Below are 18,948 nucleotides of genomic sequence, written 5' to 3' on the forward strand. Positions count from 1 at the left end.
CATTTAAGCGTTACAGGCTTCGTTAAAAGGCCGGATAATCATGGAAGTCCGGCCAGTTGCAGGCCATGAATCAGCGTTTCCGTGTAGCGAGGATCGCGATCGGGGACGAAATGGCGAATGTCCTCGCTGCGGAAATCCGGGAAATTTTCCAGAACGACGTTGGCGTAGCTGCCGGCCTTTTTCATATCGCCCGCCATGGCGTGGGCGGCTGCGAGCAGCCGAGCGGTCGCCTGCTTGGACTTCACCGGCTCAAGCGCCTCGATCGTCTGTCGGTATTCTCCGCGATCGAAGTGAATGCCGCCACGATTCCAGTAGTAGTAATCCGGCGGCAGCGGATTGAGCTTGAAAGCAGCCTTGTTCAGGTCCAGCGCTTTGTCAAAGTCACCGTTGTGGCACAGGGCATCGGCATAATCGGCGAGGATGTCGGCATCGTTGGGATTGAGATCCTGAGCCTGCTGGAAATATTCCAGGCTTTCATCGAAACGGCGGCGATACAGCGCCACGAAGCCGAGTTCGCGGTAGGCCCGGCCGCTGTTTGGGTCGGACTGCTGGGCGAGCCGCGCGGCCCCATTCGCCTCGTCGAGCAGGTCGGTGTCCTGCATGCCGCGGATGAGCCATTCCATGCCGAGCGCGCGCGACACGCCGGCATGGGCGGCCGAGAAATTCTCGTAACGATTGAGCGAAGATTTGAACCATTTGCGCGCCTGGCGCAGATGCTGCAGGTCGGTTTGGGCGATTAGCCGCTTGCCTTCCAGATAGAGACGGTAGGCGGATGGCGGCGCATCGCCGATCGGCATCACCAGTTCGTGGCGCTCGATCGTGTCGGCGAGCGAGGAAACGATCCGCCGTGTCAGATGCGCGAAGGATTCGCTGATCTTCTGCATGACCAGCGGCAGTTCCAGCGCCCAGATCACCTCCGACGTCGTCGTCCGCGTCAGCCGGCAGGTCGCGTAGACATCCTCGTCGCGGCCCTGGATGGTCACGTAGACCGCATAATCGAAGCTGAGGTCGAGGGGGCCGGGGACGGCGCGCGCCGGATCGACCGAGCGGCTGAGGATCTCGAGGCTCGTATGGGCTGCGATCACCTTGAAGCCGCGCTGCTGGCTGAGGCCGATGGTGACGTCTTCGAGAAGGGCCCGGCCGACGCGCTCCATCAGCGGATCGGTAAAAATACTCTCAGGCGGGAGGATGATGATTCGCGGCTGGCCGAGCGGATCGGCGAAGCCGCCGAACGCGGAAGACGGGCGCTCGGCCGCGGCCTGTGCTGCCGGGACCAGGCCGAGTTCGCGGGCAAGCGCGGTGGTGCATTCCTCCGGCTCGGTATCAAAGTCGTCCTTCAGCTGGCTCTTGCACTTCAGATAGGCCTGACGGGCCGCGGCCGGATCATTCATATTGACATAGAGGCGCATCAGGGCGCGATAGGCCGTCTCATTGGCGGGGTCGAGTTCCAGCAGCCGCCGGGCAAAGGCGACCTGCTCTTCCTCCGATCTGTCTTCGCCAGCCTCGACCAGCCGGGTGAGATGGGCGGCGCGCAATTCGTCAATACGCTGGCGCTCGAAGGTCAGCCAGTCCTCGGCCCCCTGCGTCGGCGATTTGGCGCCTTCGAGCAGTTCGCCATTCAGGATATCCCCGTCTTCAGCGGCGAGCGGCCCTTTCTGCTTCAGCAAATGAACGTCGACTTCCCAGCCATCCGCAAGCCCGATATGGGTTCGGGTCGCGGCAAGCAGCGGCGGAAGCTCGGCGGGAATACTCTGCTCGATGCGCGACAGCAGCTGGCGCAGGCTGCCTGCCCGCTTTTCCGGCAGTTCCGATTGCCAAAGCTGGCGTCTGACGGTTTCGCGGTCGAGTTCGAGGTTGGCCTCGGCGGCGAGCATGGCGAGGAGAAAATAAGACTTCTCCGGCAAGGGGAGTTCCCTCCCCGCTGCCAGCAGTCGCGGCCTTCCGAGCAGGCAAAGCCTGTTCGTCGACATCTGTCCGGATGTCCGTTGCATCCCGCTTCTCACCCCTGAAAGCCAAGCGCGCATACGCACTCGCCGGTCAACTCTATGTTAGAGCTATATGCGGCCCGCGCATAGCGGCTTTGCTATCGAAAAGCGGATTTTTCGTCGAATATTTGCATTTTTTCGCGTCTTCCGACAGGAAATGCTTGCCAACACTTTCCGGGCGACACGAATTGCCTTCCGTTATTTCAGCCGGGCGAGGTTCGATGGCCGGCAATTTCAGCAAGCAGAGCTGAGGATCATAGCATCGACGCGACGCGTTTGGCGCGGGTTTCCGCCGTCGCGGCCGCCTCGACGAAATCGAGGCCGATATCCAGCACCGGCGCGCTGTGCGTCAGCCAGCCGACGGAAATGAGGTCGACACCGGATGCCGCAATTGCGGCGGCTGTTGCCGGCGTCACCCGGCCGGATGCCTCGGTGATCGCCCGGCCGGCGACGACGGCGACGGCCTCACGCAGCTGATCAGGCGTCATGTTGTCGAGCAGGACGGCATCGATGCCTGTTTCCATGGCTTCATGCAGTTGATCGAGCCTGTCCACTTCGACCTCGACCTTCACCAGATGGCCGACGCCGGCCCGGGCCCGGCGGATCGCCTCGGCAACGCCGCCGGCGATGGCCACGTGATTGTCCTTGATCAGCACCGCGTCATAGAGGGCGAAACGGTGATTCATGCCGCCGCCGGCCCGCACCGCATATTTTTCCAGCGCCCTCAGCCCCGGCGTTGTCTTGCGCGTGCAGGCGACAGAAGCTTTGCTGCCGCTGATGGCGGCGGCAATCTCGGCCGTCACGGTGGCGATGCCGGAGAGATGGCCGAGGAAATTCAGCGCGGTGCGCTCGGCGGTGAGCAGGCCGCGCGACGGACCTTCGATGGTGGCGATCACGTCGCCTGGTTTGACCGCGTCGCCATCTTCGACATGGCGTCGCAGGGCGATCTCGGGATCGACGAGCGTGAAAGCGAGTTCGGCCGCGTCGAGACCGGCGATCACCCCGGGCTGACGGGCGGCCATCACCACTGTCGAGCGGTGGTCCTTGGGGATGACAGATGCCGAGGTGATGTCGCCGGCGAGGCCGAGATCTTCGAGCAAGGCCGCCCGCACCAGCGGCTCGACGATCAGGCGTGGAAGGGGAACGAGGCTCATCTCAGGCACTCCTGGCAAGGGCATAAGGCGGTGTTGCGCGGGCGATCTCCAACGCCTGGGAAAGGCGCATTCGGCGGCGTTGCGCATCGGCGAGCTTCAGCGGAAAATCGGTGCGGGCATGGGCGCCGCGCGATTCCATCCGCAGGCCGGCAAAGACGGCGATCAACAGTGCGACGATGGCCGGATCGGCGGCAGGGCCGTCACTTTCGGCCAGCGGCAGCAGAGCGGCGGTCGCGTCCTGCACGGCACCCCGATTGCGCAGCACGCCGAGATGGCGCGAGACGATCGGCCGGATAAGCGATGCGTCGGCCGAAACCGGCAGCCTTTCGGATTGGAAGGGACTGCTGGTGCGTGCCGGCATGCCCGCTATGTCGCGCGCCGCCCGCATGCCCATCACCGCCGCCTCCAGCAGTGAATTGCTGGCCAGCCGGTTTGCGCCGTGCAGGCCGGTCGAGGCTGCCTCCCCGGCAACCCAGAGGCCGGGAACCGAGCTGCGGCCGTTGGCATCGGTCGCGATCCCGCCCATGTGGTAGTGAACGGCCGGGCGCACCGGAATGAGGTCTTTCGCCGGATCGACTCCGGCTTCACCGCAAAGAGCTGCGATAACAGGGAAGCGTGCGGCAAATCGGCTGCCGAGCGCGTCGCGAGCGTCGAGGAAGACTCTGCCGCCGCGGGCGATCTCGGCGCTGATGGCGCGCGCCACCACATCGCGCGGCGCAAGCTCGGCGCCCGGGATGCGGGCCATGAACCGCTCGCCGCGTTCGTTGACGAGCAGGGCCCCCTCACCGCGCACCGCCTCGCTGACCAGCGCTAAGGGCCTGCGGCGTGAATCGAGCGCCGTCGGATGGAACTGGACGAATTCCATGTCGGCGAGATCGGCACCTGCCCGTGCCGCGAGCGCGATCCCTTGGCCGAAATTGCCGAGCGGATTGGTGGTCGCATCATAAAGACCGCCGATGCCGCCGGTGGCGAGCACCACCTTTCCGGTCGGCAGGATGGCGGCTCCACCCGCGGTCGCGCAGAGCAGGCCGGCGACCTCGCCGCCGTCCATCAGAATCCGCCGCGCTTCGAAGCCTTCGAGCACGGATATGGCGGGCGTCCGCGCCACGGCCCGCACCAAGGCGGCGATGATTGCCGCACCCGAGCCGTCGCCTTCGGCATGGACGATGCGGCGGCGATTATGGGCCGCCTCCAGTCCGAGCGAGAATTCTCCTGCCGCATTGCGGTCGAAGCGCACGCCGGCCTGTTCCAGCGCTGCAATCGCCGCCGGCGCCTCGGCAATGATGCCGGCCGCGACGGTCCGATCGCAGAGCCCGTCGCCGGCCGCAAGCGTATCGGAAAGATGCAGCGCCGCGCTGTCGTCGGCGCCGATGGCGGCGGCGATGCCGCCTTGCGCCCAGGCGCTCGAGGTCTGTGTGCCGAGGGCGGCGCGGGTGACAATGACGGAGGGCTCCGGCGCCAGCGTCAGTGCGGTCATCAGCCCGGCCAGGCCGCTGCCGACGATGACGGTGCGCCCGGCAAGATGATCGAGACGTGCGCTCATATCGCCAGCATCCTTTCGACGGCGCGCCGCGCCGCTGCGGCGATTGCCGGATCGACCGTCACTTCATGGCGGTTTTCCTCAAGCGCGGCGCGGATATTGGCGAGGGTGATGCGCTTCATATGCGGGCAGAGATTGCAGGGACGAATGAACTCGACGTCGGGATGGTGCACGGCGACGTTGTCGCTCATCGAGCATTCTGTCAGCAGCACCACGCGCGCCGGCTTCTGCCTGCCGACATAATCGGACATCACGGCGGTGGAGCCGGCGAAATCGGCCTCGGCCACCACGTCGGGCGGGCATTCCGGATGGGCGAGCACCGTCACGCCGGGGTGGTTTTCGCGCAGCTGGCGGACATCGTCGGCGGTGAAGAGTTCGTGCACCTCGCAATGGCCGTGCCAGGCGATGATCTCGACATCGGTCTCGCGGGCGACGTTGCGCGCCAGATATTCGTCCGGGATCATCAGCACCTTCGGCACGCCGAGCGATTCCACCACCTGTTTGGCATTGCCCGAGGTGCAGCAGATATCGGAGGCGGCCTTCACCGCGGCCGAGGTGTTGACATAGGTGACGACGGGCACGCCGGGATGGGCCTGCCGCAACAGCGCGATATCCTCCGGTGTGATCGAATCCGCCAGCGAGCAGCCGGCGCCGAGATCCGGGATCAGCACGGTTTTCTCAGGGTTCAACAGCTTGGCCGTCTCGGCCATGAAGTGCACGCCGGCGAGCACGATCACGTCGGCATCGACCTCGATCGCCTTGCGGGCGAGCGCCAGGCTGTCGCCGACGATATCGGCCACGCCGTGAAAGATCTCCGGTGTCTGGTAATTATGCGCGAGAATGACGGCGTTGCGGCGACGCTTGAGGTCGAGGATCGCGTCGACATCATTTTCGAACGCCATCCATTCGGCTTTGGGAATGACGCGGCTGACGCGCTCATAGAGCGAGGATGCTGAAACAGGATGATTCATTGCCGGCTCCTAATTATGCTCGATTTGAGCATATCATGGGCAAAGAGATATTCTCGTTCTGAGTATATGTCAATTGCGGGAGAGCGGTAATTTCGTTCCAGCGAGCGCCCGTTCCTCGAGCACGGTGTGGCGGAAGCGGAAAAGCTTGGCCGGCCGGCCGCCGGTTTCGCTTTCCGTGCCGCCGGTCTCCTCGACCAGTTCCTGCTGTTCGATCAGGCGGCGGAAGTTCTGCTTATGCAATGTCAGTCCGGCGAGCGCCTCGATGGTGCGCTGCAGCCGCAGGAGCGTAAAGCTCTCCGGCATCAGCTCGAAGACGACCGGGCGGTATTTGATCTTGGCGCGCAGCCTGGCGATCCCGGTGGCGAGAATGCGGCGATGGTCGGCAAACATTGCCCGGCCGAGATTGGCTTCACCAGCACATCCGGCTTCGGCCACGAGCCCGGCTTCATAGAGCAGTTCGTAGCGTTGCAGCGCCAGATCCTCGTTCCAGCCGCCGCCATCGAGGCCGAAGGTGAAATCGGCGCGGCGATGGCGGTGATCACGCCGGGCCGGATCGGCATCCGCCCAGCTCTTCAGGCGCGTCATGATCTCGCCGAGCACGGCTGGGCGGCCCTGCCGATGGTCTTCCCAGGGAAAATAGTCGTACCAGCCATGCCATCCCGGCCGGCCGGCGCCCGCCTCCTCGTTGACAAGGCCGAGATAGCTGATCGAAATCGTCCGGCCGCCCGGGATGTCGTTGTTCCGGTCGCGGTCGGCGAAGGTATAGAGCTGCTCGAGATAGCCGACCGGGTGCTCCGTCTGTTCCTGGATCCACTCGCGCAGGCCTGATTGCAGGGTGCGATGGCCCATTTCGAAGGGACCCGACGGCAGCGCGCCGCCGGAACGGATGGTCATCACGCGCGGCTCGTCCCCCGTCACCGCGACGAGCACCGCAATCAATTCCGCATGCGCAAAGCCGATCGTCACAGGGGGGCCGAATACTCCGTTCCGAATGGGTCATTCCTGACACAGGCGGGAGTGGAAGCCAATGGCGTGCCGATGAGTTCGGGGTGCGGCCCACATCTTCGAGACGATGCTGGGCGAAAGATGCCTTTCGCTTGCGCTCAAGGCGTTCGTCGCGGGCGCTCCTCACCCCCATGGCTGGCATTTTCTGCCCGCTGGGGGAGAAGGGGAGCAAGCCGCACGGTGGCCATTCCTACAGCAAAGGTATCAAGAGGCGCGAGACGGCGCCACAACCCCCCGTCTCCTCAGCGGGGAGAAGATGCCGGCAGGCAGATGAGGGGCGAGCGACGATAGGAGCGAATGCGCTGAGCACAAGCGAAGGCAAGAACAAACGCTCAGCTATTCCCCGTCTCGCTCACCAGCCGATCCAGGAAAGCCTTCAATTCGCTTTCCTCGATCCCGACGAGATGGCGCTTTTCCGGGTAGGCGCCGGTTCGGACATCATCGGCGAATTCGGTGAAGGCGGCGATGCGTTCGCGCTGCAGCCGGTCGTGTTCGGCGGCGAAGTTGCGGTAGACCTTGGCATGGCGGGGATAGTGGTCGCGGTTGGCGCCGAGCACGTCGTCGGCGAAGAGATATTGGGCGTCGCAGCCGCTCCCCGCCCCCATCGAGATCATCAGCATCGAAGTATTGCTGCTGATGGCGGCAGCGACGTCGCCCGGTACGACTTCGATCTCGGCAGCGAAGGCGCCGGCCTCTTCCAGCGCCTTGGTCTGCCGCCAGATTTCGGCCGCACTCGCCGCTGTCTTGCCGACGGCGCGGAAGCCGCCCGTCCAGGTCGCCTTCGACGGGATCAGCCCGAGATGGCCGCAGACGGGAATGCCCTCCTCGCGCAGGCGCCGGACAATCTGCAGGCTGGCGGCGCAATAGACCGCGTCGCCGCCGGCCTTCAGCGCCGCAAAGGCGGCGCGCAGATAATCTTCGGCCGAAACATGGTCGCCATATTCGAGCCCCGGAATGGCAAAGGGCGTCGGGGCGATCTCGCGAAAGACCGGACCAAGCAGCGACGGCGGCACCGAGACGATGTCGATTCCCGCCTTTTCGGCAGCTTCCGCCTCTTCCAGCGAGGTGACGCGCAGCATGGTCAGCTGGCGCTTGCCTTTTTCCGAAAGCAGATCGGCGACGGTTGCACGCTTATGTTTTTTCATCATCAATTCCTTTGAAAATGTCGGACGGCTCAGGCGGCCAGAAGGGATTTCAGCTTGACGTCGACGGCTGTCAGCGCCGACGGGGCGGGGTGGGCGCGTGCGGCGATCAGCATTTCCGCAAGCCTGATGTCGCGCGCCACCGCATTGCCCGGGCCGATGCCGCTGGCGGCGATCAGCCGTCCGTCGGCGTCGAGATGAAAAAGAATGAAAGCGCCGGCGCCAAGGTCGCGGCGGTAATGCGTGGCCGCCCCTTCGGCAAGGCCAGCAATTTGCAGCGTCATGTCGTATTGATCCGACCAGAACCACGGCACTGATGAAACGGCCTCGTCGAGGCCGAGCATGTTGGCCGCGGCCAATGTGCCCTGCTCCTGGGCACTACGCCAGGATTCGAGCCGCACCCGCCGGTCGCCATAGATCGGCAGCGGGAAGGAGCAGCAGTCGCCGGCCGCAAAGACGTCAGGCGCCGAAGTCCGGAGGTAGGTGTCGACGGCAATGCCGTTTTCGATCGTCAGCCCCGCCCTTTGCGCGATCTCGACATTCGGCCGCGCGCCGATGCCGACGAGAGCAAGATCGGCTTCGATCACCTCGCCGCTCGACAATCGGATGCGGGCTCTCCCGCCTTCCGCCGTCAGCGCCTCGATGGAGACGCCACAGCGGATATCGACGCCTTCGGCGCGGTGGCGCTCGGTGAGCAGATGAGCGATCGCCTCCGGCACGCCGCGCTTCAGCACCCGTTCCAGCCCTTCGATGACGGTGACTTTCGCGCCGAGGAGGCGCGCCGTCGCCGCAAGCTCGAGGCCGATGAAGCCGCCGCCGATGATGGCAATATGCCGTCCTGGTTTCATGGCCTCGCGCAACGCTGCCGCATCGTCATGGGTCCGAAGCGCGCGGATATGCGGACTGTCCTCCGGAGCGCCGGGGAACGACCGCGCGGCTGCGCCCGTCGCCAGCAGCAGCTTGTCGTAGAGAAGCGCCGTGCCATTCGAAAGCGTAACGGTCCTGGAGGCCGGATCGAAATCCGTAGCTTCCAGGCCGGTCAGGAGCCGGATGCGGTTTTCGGCGTATTTTTCCGCCGCAACGATGAATTTCGGATCGCTCGCATCGGAACCCGCTTTCGAAAGCGGCGGCCGCTCATAGGGGTGCAGGGGTTCGGCTCCGACAAGCGTTATTTCGCCGTCAAATCCCTTTTCCCGCAAGGCGAAAGCGGCGCGGGCACCGCATTCGCCCGCACCCAGGATGACGAAATGAGCCACGTCCGCCTCCTTACACAGCTATGAAGACGGTGTCGCCTTCGACCTTGACCGGATAGGTCTTCAGATTGACGCAGACCGGGGCGCCCTTCGCTTCGCCGGTCTTGTAGTTGAAGCGGCCGTTATGTTTCGGACATTCGATGATCTCATCCATGACGAGCCCGTCGGCGAGATGGATATGTTCATGTGTGCAGAGCCCGTCGGTCGCGAAGAACTCGTCGTCGGGGCTACGGTAGACCGCAAAGGTGCGCCCGCCATGATCGAAGCGGATGACATCCTCCTCATCGATCTCGTCCTTGCCGCAGACTTCGATCCAGTTTCCGCTCATCTTTGTCCTCCTCGATTTTCGATTATTGCGCGGCCGGCGCCAGTTCGTTGTGGAATTCCTCGCGATAGGGCCGCGCGGTGGCGGGCAGTTCCCGCCTCAGAAAATAATCCTCGTTGCGCAGCTGGCGCAGGAAGGCCGGGATCATCTCGCGATAGCCGGAGAGGATCGACGGGTTCGGCGCCGGCAGGTCGTGCTTGATCATCGCGTGCAGCTTCGGCAGCGCGTGGTAGGGCACCATCGGGAACATGTGATGTTCGACGTGGTAATTCATGTTCCAGTAGATGAAACGGCTGATGGGGTTCATATAGACGGTACGGCTGTTCAGCCGGTGATCGATGACGTTGTCGGCAAGCCCGCCATGCTGCAGGAGCCCGGTCAGCACATGGTGCCAGGCGCCGTAGAGACGCGGCAGGCCGATCAGCATCAGCGGCAGGATGGAGCCCGTGGCGACCGCGACGGCGACGGTCGCAAGATAGGTCGCCAGCCAGATGCGGGCGATGCGGATCGCTTTAGGCTGTTCCATTTCGGGAATGAAGCTTTTCTCGGCCGCGCTGACGACACCGAATGCGTTGCGCAGCATGTCGATCATCGCGTGCCAGACGTCGAGGATGCCGAAGAAATTGAGAACCAGCCGGAGGAGGTCCGGCGGCCGCATGACCGCGATTTCCGGATCGCGGCCGACGATGACGGTATCGGTGTGATGGCGCGCATGGCTCCAGCGCCAAGTCACCGGATTGCGCATGATCATGAAGCAGGCGATCTGGTAGACGACGTCGTTCATCCAGCGCGTCTTGAAAGCGGTGCCGTGACCGCATTCGTGCCAGCGGCTGTCGGATGCCGAGCCGTAAAGCACGCCATAGGCGAGGAAGAAGGGCGCGGCGATCCACGAACCCCAGAAATAGATGCCGAGCCCGGCAAGAACCGCCATGCTGCCGAGCCAGATGACCGTGTCACGGATCGCCGGCGCATCGGAGCGCTGCATCAGCGCCTTCATCTCCTTGCGCGGAATATCGGTGTGGTACCATTGCGCTGCCGCCAGCCCCACCTCGACGGCGGCGCGGCCGCTTTCGCCGAGAAGGTCGTAGTCGCGTTTCTTTGTCTGGGTCGCCATTATCTGCCTCCCGTTGCCCTTGCCGATCAGAATAGGTTGACTTTGGCGAGCCCTCAATGCAGGCTTGATACTATCTATCAAAAGCCATCACAAATGGCTTGCATCCGTGATTGAATCTATCAGGAACGTCTATGCGCCGTCCCACCATCTCCGATCTCGCCCGCGCCTCGGGCGTCAGTGTTGCCACCGTCGACCGGGTTCTCAACGGCCGCCACCGCGTGCGGGAGGAAACGGCGCGGCGCGTTTATGACGCGGCCGAGGCGATCGGCTACCATGCCGTCGGCCTCATCCGGCAGCGTGTCTTCGAGGATCTTCCGCAATACAGACTGGCCTTCCTGCTGCAGAAGCCGATGCAGCCCTTCTATCAGGCCTTCGCTCGCGAAATCGAGACGGCGGCGCGCAACGTGACCACCGCCCGCCTGCAGATCCAGATCGATTATCCCGCAGCGGCGACCCCAGCCGCCATCGTCGAGAAGATCAAAGGCTTTGCCGCCCGGAACCAGGCGGTTGCCGTCGTCGGGCCGGATTATCCCGCGGTGACGACGGCGGTCGAGGAGTTGAAGGAGCGGGGCATCCCGGTGTTCTCGGTGCTCTCCGATCTCGCCACGGGCGTGCGCGACGCCTATGTCGGCGTCAACAACCGCAAGGTCGGGCGGACCGCCGCTTGGACGATCGCCCGCACGGCGCACAAACCCGGCAAGGTTGCCTGTTTCGTTGGCAGTCACCGCTTTCACGGCCATGAACTCAGGGAGATCGGCTTCCGTTCCTATTTTCGCGAGAACGCGCCTGAATTCGATGTCGTCGACACGCTGATCAATCTCGAAACCGCCGAAATCACCCACGAGGCGACGCTGACGCTGCTGCAGAAGCATTCCGATCTCGTCGGCCTCTATATCTGCGGCGGCGGCATGGAGGGGGCGATCTCGGCATTCCGCGAAGAGGGCGTCGGCGGCAGGGTCGCGCTGGTGGTCAACGAACTGACGCCGGACAGCAAGGCCGGTCTCGCCGACGATATCGTCACAATGGTGATCGCAACCCCCCTGCCCGCCCTTTGCAAGGAGCTGGTGTCGCTGATGCTCGGCGCCATCGAGCGCGGCGAGGCCGCCATTCCCGGCCAGTCCTTCCTGCCATTCGACATCTACATTTCAGAGAACATCTAAGGAGTGATGGAATTCCATCATTGCTCTCGAAATTCTTTCAGCAATGAAAGCGGGAGCAGGCGATGGCGGATGGATTGCCACACGAATTCCGATAGAGATTCGCTCGCCCATTCACAGGATTGCTCCGCCGCGATGCGGAGACGAGGAGGATATATTCCGTCATGACTTCCATCCGCTTTGCGCTCAACCATATGGCCGCGCCGTCGCTTGCCATCGATGATTTCTTCGCGCTGGCAAAGTCGCTCGGCATCGGAGAGGTCGAGATCCGCAACGACCTTTCCGGCAACGCTATTCTCGACGGCACCAAACCCGAGGCGATCAAGCAAGCCGCCGAGAGCCACGGACTGACGATCATCTCGATCAATGCGCTGCAGCGCTTCAACGAATGGAATGCAATCCGGGCTGCCGAAGCGCAGGAACTGATCGACTATGCCAGCGCCTGCGGCGCCAAGGCGCTCGTCCTCGTTCCGAAGAACGACGGCACCGGCTGCGCCGATGGCGAACGGCAGGCCAATCTGCGTCAGTCCCTGACGGCGTTGAAGCCGATGCTCGATGAAGCGGGCATCATCGGCCTCGTCGAGCCCCTCGGTTTTGAGATTTGCTCGCTGCGCTCGAAGACCGAGGCGGCCGAGGGGATCAAGGAACTCGGCGCGCAATCGACCTTCAAGCTCGTTCACGACACCTTCCACCATCACCTTGCCGGCGAAGCGGCGACCTTCCCGGAGCTTGCCGGGCTCGTCCACATTTCCGGCGTCAGCGACGCCTCTGTGTCGGTTGCCGATATGCGCGATTCCCACCGTGTCCTCGTCGACGGCGACGACCGGCTCGACAATACCGGGCAGATCAAGGCGCTGCTGCAGGCGGGCTACAAGGGGCCGTTCTCCTTCGAGCCCTTCGCAGCCGAAGTTCATGCCGTCAAGGACCCGGCTGTAGCGCTACGCACCAGCATGGATCATCTCACCGCACGAGTTTGAGACTGCAAACACCTGCGGCGCAGCCGCGATTGTCGATAAGGTCGGCCGCTGGCGAGTGGCCGACTGTATCACTCTACTCGCGGCCCCTGAACCGGCGCTGATAGGCGGGGTCGTAGAGCGAGCTCTCGCGAAAATCCTCTGCGGCAAGCGATGGGCCGACGAAGATGATCGCCGTGCGTTCGATCGGTTCGGCCGCAACCTTTGCCTCGATATCGCAGAGTGTGCCGCGCAGCACGCGCTCGTCCGGCCAGGAGGCCTTGACGACGATCGCGGCCGGGCACTCGGCGCCGTAGAGCGGCGTCAATTCCGCCACCACCTGCTTCAGCGCATGGATTGCCAGATGGATCGCCAGCGTGGCGCCGGTGGCGCCGAATTTCGCCAGCGTCTCGTCATTCGGCATCGGCGAAGCGCGGCCGGAAACGCGGGTGAGCACCAGGCTCTGGGCCACGGCCGGGATCGTCAGTTCGCGGCCGAGCACGGAGGCAGCGGCGGCAAAGGCCGGAACACCCGGCGTCATCGTATATGAGATGCCGTGTTTTTGTAGCCGGCGCACCTGCTCGGCCACCGCGCTCCAGACCGAGAGATCGCCGGAATGCAGCCTTGCGACATCCTCCCCGGCAGCCGCGGCGGCGAGATATTCCGCCTCGATCTCGTCAAGCGACAGCGGGGCGGTATCGACGATACGCGCGCCCGGTGGGCAATATTGCAGCAAGTCGGGAGAGACGATCGAACCGGCATAGAGACACACCGGGCACTGGGCGAGGAGATCGCGGCCACGCACAGTGATCAGATCCGCAGCCCCTGGCCCCGCGCCGATGAAATGCACCGTCATTCCGTCATCCTTTCGTCCAGCGCCACTGCGTCACCGGCATGGCCGGCCGCCAGCCGCTCATGCCGCCTAACGCGCCTGCACGCGCTATTTCGATGCGCGTCAGCGAGCCGCCGCGCTTTGCATGTTCGCAGAGCAGCACGGCCTCCATTTCCAGCGTTACGGCATTGGCGACCAGCCGCCCTCCCCGCTTCAGCGCCGCAATCGCGGCATCGATGACGCCAGCCTCGCTGCCGCCGCCGCCGAGGAAGATCGCATCCGGTTCCGGCAGGCCCACAAGCGCGCCGGGTGCTGCGCCTTCGACGACTGCGAGACGCGGCACGCCCAAGGCAGATGCGTTGCGGACGATCCGCGCCGTCCGTTCCGGCGATTGCTCGACGGCAATCGTCTTCAGCGACGGGTCGGCAAGCATCCATTCGATTCCGATCGATCCCGAACCCGCGCCGATATCCCAGAGCAGTTCGCCGTGCCGCGGCGCGAGCGCCGACACCGTCATCGCCCGGATTTCGCGTTTGCTGATCTGTCCGTCATGCTCGAACAGTTCGTCCTCGAGCCCGGCGACGAAAGGCAGAATGCGCGCCCCCTCCCCTGCCCAGACATGGAGGGCGCAGACATTGAGGGGATCGATGTCCGCAAGATCGAAATCCGCGGCGATCGCCCTTCTGTGCCGTTCCCGCGAGCCGCCCAGCGCCTCCAGAACGGTAAGCTGTGACTGACCGAAACCGTTGGCGGTAAGCAGGTTTGCCAGCTCGCGAGGCCCCTTCTCGTCCGACGTCAGCGCGATGATGCGCCGTCCAGGGTGCAGATGCGGCCGGATCAGGTCGATCGGCCGGCCATGCAGCGAAATCGTCGCGACGTCCTGCAGTGGCCAGCCGAGCCGCGAGGCGGCAAGGCTGAAGGCCGAAGGCGCCGAGATGGTGCGCATCTCGTCCGCCGCCACGTGGCGGGAAAGCGTTGCGCCGACGCCATAGAGAAACGGATCGCCGGAGGCGAGCACGACGACAGGCGTGCCGCGTCTTTGAATGATCGCGTCGACCGAGCGCTCGAACGGGCTCTGCCAGGAAAACCTTTCGCCCTTGATCAGCGACGCGGCAAGCGCATGATGCCGTGCGCCGCCAAAGACGGCCGGTGCGCTGGCGATCAGCCTTTTCGCCTCCGCGCCCAGCCCTTCTGGACCATCTTCACCGATGCCGATAATAGTCAGCCAGGGCTGATTGCCGAAAGGAGAGAGATCAGACATGGGACGACCTCGCATTCTGATCCTTGGCGGCACGAGCGAGGCGCGCCTGCTGGCCGAAGCGCTCGCGGCGCGTGACGATTGCGATATTCTTCTGTCGCTGGCCGGGCGTACGGAAAAACCGGCTGCGCAGCCGGTTCCGGTTCGAATCGGTGGTTTCGGCGGCGCTGCGGCGCTGGCCGATTTCCTGAAGGGGGGCGGATATGATCTGCTGATCAACGCCACGCATCCCTTCGCCGAGCGCATCTCTGTCAATGCCGCCCGTGCTGCCGAGGCCACTGGCATGGCCGCGATCGCTCTGCGTCGTCCCGAATGGCAGCGCCTGCCGGGCGATCATTGGCGGGACGTGCGGAGCATTCCGGCGGCCATTGAGGCGCTTGGCCCCTCCCCCCGCCAAGTCTTCCTGGCAACGGGCCGGCAGGGTGCGCATTATGCCGAAGCAGCAGCACAGCATCACTATCTCGTTCGCAGCGTCGATCCCGTCGAGCCGCCGCTTGCGCTCGCAAATGTCGATTATATCCTCGATCGTGGTCCGTTCACGCTGGAAGGCGAATTGGCCCTGCTGAGTCGGCATCATATCGATGTCATCATCGCCAAGAACAGCGGTGGCGGCGCCACCTATGCGAAGATCGAGGCAGCCCGCCTGCTCGGCATCGAGGTGATGATGGTCACGCGTGCGCAGGCGTCCATGGTCAAGACGGTCGAAACTGTCGAGGCGGTGCTGGCGGCGGTCGCTCACCTCTTCCCCTCCGCCATGAAACGCGGGGTGTAGACGAGGTCCGGCCTGGCGGGCCGCGTGACGATCCGCGTTTCGGCCGAGCCGATGATGATGCAGGTCGCCATATCGGCCATCGAGGCATCCGCCTGCGACAGCGGCTGTACCGCGATACGTTCGTCCGGCCGCCCGGCCGCGCGCCCGAAAATGACCGGTGTCGTTGCGGGCAGATGGTCGCGCAACAGCTTGAAGGCCTCGCCGAGCTGCCAGGGCCGTGCCCGGCTAATCGGATTATAAAGGGCGATGACGAAGCCGGCCCTGGCCGCCAATTCGAGACGGTTTTCTATTATGTTCCAAGGCTTTAGATTGTCGGACAGCGAGATGGCGCAGAAATCGTGGCCAAGCGGTGCCCCGGCTCTCGCGGCCACCGCCAGCATCGCGGTGATGCCGGGCAGGATGGTGAGATCGACCGCGCGCCAAGCTGCCGGCCCGTTCTCGATCGCCTCGCAGACGGCGGCAGCCATGGCGAAGACACCGGGGTCGCCGCCGGAGACGACGCAGACCTTGGCGCCCCGCGCTGCCATCGAAAGTGCCGCCCCTGCCCTATCGAGCTCTTCGCGATTGTCCGAGGCATGGCGCAGCTGATCGTCGCGGAGCTGCAGCCTGTCGAGATAGGGTCCATAACCGAAGAAATCCGTCGCTGCGTCGACGGCGGCCAACGCTTCCGGCGTCATCTGTTCGGGATTGCCGGGGCCGGTGCCGATCACGAAAAGCGCGCCGCTCATCGGCTGCCCTCCCAGCCCGGCACCAGGACGAGCGAAAAATACGGCGCATCGCCGTCGGCCCTGTCGGCAAGCTTTGCCATGGCCGCATTCGCCATGGTGCCGCGTTCGACATAGACGGCTTCGCCGAGTCGTCCGGCAGTTTCCAGCGCCCGGCGGATTTTCGGCAGATTGCGGCCGACCTTCATGATGACGGCGGCTTGCGTATCGGCCAGGCGACGCGTCAGCTCGGCCTCGGCCATCGTACCGGGCAGTACGGAAAGCACGTCATCCCCCTGGACGATCGGCATGCCGGCCAAGGACCAGCAGCCCGACATGGCGCTGATTCCGGGGATCACTTCCGTCGGGTAGCGCTGGGAAAGTCTGACATGCAGGTGCATGTAGGAGCCGTAGAACAGCGGATCGCCCTCGCTGAGCACGGCGACGGTCCGCCCGGCATCGAGATGGCCGGCAATCGCCTCGGCGGACCGATCATAGAACTGGGTGATCAGGCTCCTGTAACGCTCGTCGTTCTTGTCGATCTCGGTGGTGACCGGATAATAGAGCGGCATCAGCGTCACGCCGGATCTCAGCAGCGGTTCGACGATCGCCTTGCCGTTGCCGCCCCTGCCCTCTTTGGCGAAATAGGCGATGACGTCGGCATCTTCGATGGCGCGGACGGCTTTAAGGGTCAGGAGCTCCGGGTCGCCGGGACCCGTGCCGACGCCGATCAGGCGGCCTTGTTTTGTCATAGGCCCGGCCTCGCCAGCGCATTAATGGCGGCCGCCGTCATGGCGCTGCCGCCGAGCCGGCCGCGCACGATGGCAAAGGGGACGCCATAGGAATTTTCCGCCAGCGCATCCTTCGATTCCGCCGCGCCGACGAAACCAACGGGCATGCCGAGGATAGCAGCGGGTTTCGGGGCGCCGTCGCGCAAGAGTTCGAGCAGGTGGAACAGCGCCGTCGGCGCATTGCCGATCGCGACGATGCTTCCGCCGAGCCGGTCGAGCCACAGATGCATGGCGGCGGCCGAGCGCGTATTGCCGGTCTTAACCGCAAGCTCCGGCGTGGCGGGATCGCGCAGGGTGCAGATCACCTCGTTCATCGCCGGCAGCCGTGCCCGGGTAATGCCCTGAGCGACCATTTCCGCGTCGCAGAAGATCGGTGCCCCACCTTTCAGCGCCTCGCGCGCGGCGCTGACGACATCGGCGGAAAACACAAAATGCTCCGCCGCTTCGACCAGCCCGCAGGCATGGATCATGCGCACGGCGATCTCGGCCTGATCTTCGGTGAAGCGCGAAAGATCGGCCTCGGCGCGGATGATCGCAAAGGAGCGCTCGTAGATCGCGTCGCCGCTGCGGATATAATCGTAGTCTGGCATTCCTATTCCTGTCGCAGCGCCTTCGAAACGCCGGTTGCGCCAAGCCGTGTAAGGCAGGCGGCGGTCGATTCGCCAGCGCCTCTGTTATCTTCGATGGAGCGGGCGAGCCTCTCTATAGCGAAATCGATCCGTCCGCCAGCGATCCGTTCATCCGGCCGATCCATTGCCAACCCGTTGAGGATGAGATCGTAACCTTCAACCGTCCCGGTCAGCGTCAGCGCCGGGCGCGCATGCGCGCAGCCTTTGGCACAGCCGGAGAGATGCAGCGTCAGCGACCCGTCGAACAGGTCCGGTGCGGCTGCCAGGATGCGGCGGGCCAGCCTTCGTGTCTCGTAGAAGCCTGAGCCGCAGGCACCGGCGCCGGCGCAAGCGGCGATATGCTCGGCTTTCTCGCCAGGTTGTGCGCTGAAGCCATATTGGGCCGCCGCGGCCTCGATCGCCGGCACTCTCTCGGCGGACAGGCCGAGGAAGAAGAAACCGCGACCCGGCGCCAGCCGGATGGACGTTGCGCCAGAGGCTTTGGCGAGATCGAGCACGGCGGTCAGGTCGGACGCTCTCGTCTGGCCGAATTCCGGGCGCACGCCAAGTACGGTTTTGCCGTCCGCCAGCCTATGCAGGCCCGGTAGCGGCATCTTTGCCGAGCACGACTGAGTGGATCGGATAGCGGTCATTGCGGGAAAATGTGTTTGCAGAAGCAGCGGATCGATATCCCGTGCCCGACTGCCCTGCCCGAGCATTGCCAGCAGGCTCAGGATTTCGCCAACGGCCGAGACGGCTGCCTCCGCAGGACCGGCCGCGACCGGGGTTGCGGTCGCATCATTGCCGTTGATGGCGACAAGCCAATGCGCTTGGGACAGTGCGACGACACGAATATCGGCCGAAAGCGCCGACAAGCCGAAGGTTCCACCGCCGTCGATGACGATCGACAATTTCGGCGCAAACCGCGGAGAGGCGAGCAGTTCCTGAAGCTTGCCGCGCAGGGCCATTTCCATTGCGGCCGGATCGCTCACCTCTTCCGGGTCGATGCCATGCAGCGGCGAGATCTCGATCGCCGGCCCGTCCGGCATGGCGATCCCGGCGGCATCGATATCGGAAGCGAACTGTGCGACCGTCTCGGCCCGCAGTCCGCGGATCTGCAGATTGCCGCGCGCGGTGATCTCGAGAATACCATTTCCATGCGCCGCTGCTGAGCGAGCAAGGGCGGAGAATTGCGAGAGCGTCAACGCGCCGCCTGCCGGGCGCAGCCGCACGAGCAGGCCGTCACCGGTCGGCATCGGCGCGGCAAGGGCGGGGCAGGCGCCGCGCGTGCGCTTCTTCGCCGCCGCGCGATCACGGCCGTCCGTCGCGTCTCTTTTGTCGATCGCCTTGGCGGTCATTCTTGATCCTCTGTCCGTGTCTTACA

At 64.6% G+C, this 18,948-nt stretch carries 18 protein-coding genes; 3 read left to right on the forward strand and 15 right to left on the reverse strand.

Annotated elements, in window-relative coordinates; all coding sequences use genetic code 11:
- Positions 1–38: 38 nt before the first annotated feature.
- The 9 genes from A7X77_RS20305 to A7X77_RS20345 form a co-directional block, all read right to left on the reverse strand.
- Positions 39–1,991, reverse strand: a complete 1,953-nt coding sequence (locus tag A7X77_RS20305; protein WP_064684639.1) for a BTAD domain-containing putative transcriptional regulator — start codon at positions 1,989–1,991, stop codon at positions 39–41.
- Between the two features lie 248 nt (positions 1,992–2,239).
- Positions 2,240–3,163, reverse strand: a complete 924-nt coding sequence (gene nadC, locus A7X77_RS20310; protein WP_197486862.1) for a carboxylating nicotinate-nucleotide diphosphorylase — start codon at positions 3,161–3,163, stop codon at positions 2,240–2,242.
- The gene (locus A7X77_RS20315) at positions 3,141–4,682 is read right to left on the reverse strand and encodes an L-aspartate oxidase (RefSeq protein ID WP_064684641.1); all 1,542 of its coding nucleotides are present in this window, start codon (positions 4,680–4,682) and stop codon (positions 3,141–3,143) included. The genes nadC and A7X77_RS20315 overlap by 23 nt, the downstream gene beginning before the upstream one ends.
- Entirely contained in the window at positions 4,679–5,650 is a 972-nt protein-coding gene (gene nadA / locus A7X77_RS20320; RefSeq protein WP_064684642.1) for a quinolinate synthase NadA, read from the reverse strand. Before nadA ends, A7X77_RS20315 begins: the two co-directional genes overlap by 4 nt.
- Before the next feature lie 69 nt (positions 5,651–5,719).
- Positions 5,720–6,616: an NUDIX hydrolase gene (locus A7X77_RS20325; protein WP_064684643.1), complete on the reverse strand. Its 897-nt coding sequence runs from the start codon at positions 6,614–6,616 to the stop codon at positions 5,720–5,722.
- A 371-nt stretch (positions 6,617–6,987) separates the two neighbouring features.
- Positions 6,988–7,803 carry a 3-methyl-2-oxobutanoate hydroxymethyltransferase gene (locus tag A7X77_RS20330; RefSeq protein ID WP_197486863.1) on the reverse strand — a complete coding sequence of 272 codons (816 nt, stop codon included), beginning with the start codon at positions 7,801–7,803 and terminating at the stop codon, positions 6,988–6,990.
- Positions 7,804–7,829: 26 nt separating this feature from the next.
- Positions 7,830–9,053 (reverse strand): NAD(P)/FAD-dependent oxidoreductase, encoded by a 1,224-nt coding sequence (locus A7X77_RS20335; protein WP_064684645.1) that lies wholly within the window; start codon positions 9,051–9,053, stop codon positions 7,830–7,832.
- Between the two features lie 10 nt (positions 9,054–9,063).
- A complete protein-coding gene (locus A7X77_RS20340; protein ID WP_010028639.1) occupies positions 9,064–9,378 on the reverse strand; it encodes a MocE family 2Fe-2S type ferredoxin in 315 nt (104 codons plus the stop codon).
- Positions 9,379–9,400: 22 nt separating this feature from the next.
- Complete coding sequence (locus tag A7X77_RS20345) at positions 9,401–10,489, reverse strand: fatty acid desaturase family protein (protein WP_064684646.1); 1,089 nt, start codon at positions 10,487–10,489, stop codon at positions 9,401–9,403.
- Between the two features lie 131 nt (positions 10,490–10,620).
- Between A7X77_RS20345 and A7X77_RS20350 the strand changes: the two genes are divergently transcribed.
- Positions 10,621–11,649, forward strand: coding sequence for a LacI family DNA-binding transcriptional regulator (locus tag A7X77_RS20350; RefSeq protein WP_064684647.1), 1,029 nt, complete (start codon positions 10,621–10,623; stop codon positions 11,647–11,649).
- 161 nt (positions 11,650–11,810) lie between these two features.
- A complete protein-coding gene (locus tag A7X77_RS20355) occupies positions 11,811–12,623 on the forward strand; it encodes a TIM barrel protein (RefSeq protein ID WP_064684648.1) in 813 nt (270 codons plus the stop codon).
- A 73-nt stretch (positions 12,624–12,696) separates the two neighbouring features.
- On the opposite strand, the gene cobM is transcribed toward A7X77_RS20355, so the two are convergent.
- Both cobM and A7X77_RS20365 read right to left on the reverse strand, forming a co-directional pair.
- Positions 12,697–13,455, reverse strand: coding sequence for a precorrin-4 C(11)-methyltransferase (gene cobM / locus A7X77_RS20360; protein WP_064684649.1), 759 nt, complete (start codon positions 13,453–13,455; stop codon positions 12,697–12,699).
- A 4-nt stretch (positions 13,456–13,459) separates the two neighbouring features.
- Entirely contained in the window at positions 13,460–14,692 is a 1,233-nt protein-coding gene (locus A7X77_RS20365) for a bifunctional cobalt-precorrin-7 (C(5))-methyltransferase/cobalt-precorrin-6B (C(15))-methyltransferase (RefSeq protein ID WP_064684650.1), read from the reverse strand.
- Here A7X77_RS20365 and A7X77_RS20370 point away from each other — a divergent pair.
- Complete coding sequence (locus A7X77_RS20370; protein WP_064684651.1) at positions 14,691–15,461, forward strand: cobalt-precorrin-6A reductase; 771 nt, start codon at positions 14,691–14,693, stop codon at positions 15,459–15,461. The two genes, A7X77_RS20365 and A7X77_RS20370, sit on opposite strands and share 2 nt — an antisense overlap.
- Here A7X77_RS20370 and A7X77_RS20375 read toward each other — a convergent pair.
- Genes A7X77_RS20375 through cobG form a run of 4 tightly spaced genes read right to left on the reverse strand, consistent with a single transcriptional unit; the run spans position 15,425 to position 18,922 of the window.
- The gene (locus tag A7X77_RS20375) at positions 15,425–16,189 is read right to left on the reverse strand and encodes a precorrin-3B C(17)-methyltransferase (protein WP_064684652.1); all 765 of its coding nucleotides are present in this window, start codon (positions 16,187–16,189) and stop codon (positions 15,425–15,427) included. The two genes, A7X77_RS20370 and A7X77_RS20375, sit on opposite strands and share 37 nt — an antisense overlap.
- Positions 16,186–16,917: a precorrin-2 C(20)-methyltransferase gene (locus A7X77_RS20380; RefSeq protein WP_064684653.1), complete on the reverse strand. Its 732-nt coding sequence runs from the start codon at positions 16,915–16,917 to the stop codon at positions 16,186–16,188. The genes A7X77_RS20375 and A7X77_RS20380 overlap by 4 nt, the downstream gene beginning before the upstream one ends.
- A complete protein-coding gene (locus A7X77_RS20385) occupies positions 16,914–17,546 on the reverse strand; it encodes a precorrin-8X methylmutase (protein WP_064684654.1) in 633 nt (210 codons plus the stop codon). The genes A7X77_RS20380 and A7X77_RS20385 overlap by 4 nt, the downstream gene beginning before the upstream one ends.
- 2 nt (positions 17,547–17,548) lie before the next feature.
- Entirely contained in the window at positions 17,549–18,922 is a 1,374-nt protein-coding gene (gene cobG, locus A7X77_RS20390) for a precorrin-3B synthase (protein WP_064684655.1), read from the reverse strand.
- Positions 18,923–18,948 lie beyond the last annotated feature (26 nt).

It is taken from the genome of Rhizobium bangladeshense, from assembly GCF_001662075.1.
GTDB classification, from domain to species: Bacteria; Pseudomonadota; Alphaproteobacteria; order Rhizobiales; family Rhizobiaceae; genus Rhizobium; species Rhizobium bangladeshense_B.